This window comes from Candidatus Contendobacter odensis Run_B_J11 (assembly GCF_000531125.1).
Taxonomy (GTDB): domain Bacteria; phylum Pseudomonadota; class Gammaproteobacteria; order Competibacterales; family Competibacteraceae; genus Contendibacter; species Contendibacter odensensis.
In genome coordinates this window covers 1-1,080 of sequence record NZ_CBTK010000231.1, presented here as the reverse complement: position 1 = coordinate 1,080, position 1,080 = coordinate 1, and the positions used below count along the sequence as shown (strand labels likewise).

Below are 1,080 nucleotides of genomic sequence, written 5' to 3'. Positions count from 1 at the left end.
TCTAGCCATAGCGGCTTGACGAAATCCGAAGCGGTTTGGAAAATGGGCGAAAGGGGCGTTATTCCATCAGGAAGGAGAATAACGCGAAGATACTTTCCATTCGCTTCAGGAATGGACGCCCATCGCCGTATTCTGCCATCTTCTTGAATGACTTCCTTCACGGGATTATCGACCACCGCTTTAATCCAGTCGATTTTCACCGATGCACGGTCAGATCGTTGGCGTGTGGATAAAAAATATTGAGTGAATTTCATCAGGGAAGTTTAATAGATGAACGTGATATTTCCAACCCAACATCACCCACCAAAAAACCGCCCCGGTGTCCCAAGAGCGGTTCGTTCAATCCGGTCAGAAGTAGGGCGGGTTAGGCGCGAGCCGTAACCCGCCGTTCAGGGCGTCCCGGTTCCGGCGGGTTACGTTTCGCTAACCCGCGCTACTTGCTAAGCCGCCCGCAACGCAATAGATGCCGATTCGTGGCGGTGATGGGTCATATCCCCTTGGCCTGCCAGCAGTCCTTGAATCGCAATGTCTTCATCCAGCGTATCCCAATGAATCCCCCTAGGGCTAAGTTCAAAGTCATTGAGTTGCTCAGGAGTCGCCGCAAGCAAACGGGGGAACCACGCCAGCGGTACGCCTAGAGTGCGACCATCCTGCAGTTCGATCCATAGATTATTATCATCAACTCGGACCGCTTTAGGTGAAATACTCATACCAATTCCTCTGTAATTGTGTTTGATGGTTTTTCACCATCTCCGCGATTCGACGTAACGTCGGAGCATCAAATCCATCATTTTGGGCGAGCTGCACTTGAGGCTCTAGCCAGAATTTAGCTTCAGCACCAGACTTTCTGATATGAATATGTGCAGGTTCTCGCGGATTGCCCTCGTTTGCGTAAAAGAAAAATTTGAAGCCATCCAAGTGCAAGACCACTGGCATCATTCAGTCCTCTTCGACCTATAAGGGAAACGAGAGGATCAATATATCATCCCTAAATCCCACCCACCAAAAAACCGCCCCGTGAATCGCCCCGGCTTTCTCGGAGGCTCCAACATTTGAGAGTATGGAGCCATGAAGACATCA

Annotated in this window: 3 protein-coding genes; all 3 read right to left on the bottom strand. The window is 50.3% G+C overall.

Annotated features, from left to right (window positions below):
- Positions 1-254 (bottom strand): hypothetical protein (locus BN874_RS25770; RefSeq protein ID WP_081756392.1); only part of this gene is annotated, 254 nt, incomplete at its 3' end.
- Positions 255-440: 186 nt separating this feature from the next.
- Positions 441-710 (bottom strand): DUF2442 domain-containing protein, encoded by a 270-nt coding sequence (locus BN874_RS13275; RefSeq protein WP_034434258.1) that lies wholly within the window; start codon positions 708-710, stop codon positions 441-443.
- Positions 694-936 (bottom strand): DUF4160 domain-containing protein, encoded by a 243-nt coding sequence (locus BN874_RS13270; RefSeq protein ID WP_034434260.1) that lies wholly within the window; start codon positions 934-936, stop codon positions 694-696. Before BN874_RS13270 ends, BN874_RS13275 begins: the two co-directional genes overlap by 17 nt.
- Positions 937-1,080 lie beyond the last annotated feature (144 nt).

Coding starts and splice junctions, on each gene's coding strand:
- BN874_RS13270 (WP_034434260.1), bottom strand. CDS start 936: ATGCCAGTGGTCTTGCACTTGGATGGCTTCAAATTTTTCTTTTACGCA.
- BN874_RS13275 (WP_034434258.1), bottom strand. CDS start 710: ATGAGTATTTCACCTAAAGCGGTCCGAGTTGATGATAATAATCTATGG.